Annotated in this window: 1 protein-coding gene; it reads left to right on the top strand. The window is 29.9% G+C overall.

Annotated features, from left to right (window positions below):
• Positions 1–638: 638 nt before the first annotated feature.
• Positions 639–1,043 carry a tetratricopeptide repeat protein gene (locus R0J87_RS18245; protein ID WP_410612667.1) on the top strand — a complete coding sequence of 135 codons (405 nt, stop codon included), beginning with the start codon at positions 639–641 and terminating at the stop codon, positions 1,041–1,043.
• The last annotated feature ends 219 nt before the right edge of the window (positions 1,044–1,262 follow it).

Below are 1,262 nucleotides of genomic sequence, written 5' to 3'. Positions count from 1 at the left end.
CCTAGATTTATTAATCTAGGATTTTTTGTTTTTATTTATAAAATAAACATTAACAATAACCTCTCCTTTTATTCCTTTTTTCTCATTTTTTTCTTCATCCATCACATTTTTCAACAATTGATGTAACTAGAATAATCAAGGTATGATTGTATAATGAACCGGGCAGTGGAATCACTAAATAAAAAAATGCTGGAACACCCTGAAAAATTGGAACAATCAAATTGATTAGATATCTATAGGAGGATTTAAAATGAAAGAACAAAAAAACACAATAAGTTCTAGAACATTAATTAACATAATAGGCATATTCATTTTTATAGGACTAGCTTTATCTCACATTACCCAATCATATTCCTCAAATCAGTCACTAGAGACATTTATGAATACAAAAAAAACAAAAGAAATTTATATATTTCTAACAGTCACATCAATATTATTTTTCACTTTAGCCAATATATACTTCATTGGAAAAATAGGAAAGATAATATTCTATACAGCGCTTAGTCTTATTTTTATTATTTGTTGTTATCTTTTTATCACCGCAATCTAAAAAATCTTCCATAAAAGGGAGATTTTATTAATATATATCAAGACAACTCCAATGCGAATTGGTAATCGCACATAACAAAATGGAATTAATGAGTTATAAAAAAGCTGATCAACATTATGCAACCATCATTAAAAAATCAGATGAAATCGGGGATTCATACACCAAAAGTTTAGCTCATTACAATATCGGTATCAGTTATGAAAAACGTGGTGATCTATTACAAGCTGAAAGCCATTTACTAAAAGCAATTGATATACCAGAACACAGGGAATCATTGAACACCATCCGCACATATTACATGCTTAGCAAAGTCTGTTTTAAAAGTCGAAAAACTGACAAAGCTCTTGTCTGGTACAAAAAAGCATGGAATCTAGTCGAGGAAAATAACGAAGATGAATACAGAGCAAAACTCATGATACTAGATGCACTTTACAACAATAGTCACATAAACAATATTCACCACTGGACAATAGCAATCTTAATTTCTCCTTAAAATTCAGGAACTAATTATGTAATTCTTAATACCAATATGCCAATGAGCCATGACTTCAAACGTCTCATTGGCCACCTCATCATCTAGCGTCTGCATTATTTGGAAGAAAAACCGAAGCAGAAGACAATGAAAAAGATAAAACTACAAGTAATTAAATTGTTCTTTTCTTAAAACTCCCTATAACTACTCCTTTTTTATACGCTCCAACAAGCTATAAAC

This window comes from Halomonas sp. SIMBA_159 (assembly GCF_046536035.1).
Lineage (GTDB): Bacteria > Pseudomonadota > Gammaproteobacteria > Pseudomonadales > Halomonadaceae > Vreelandella > Vreelandella venusta_A.
Note: the sequence above shows the minus strand (reverse complement) of the source record. Positions and strands in the feature narration are given on the sequence as shown.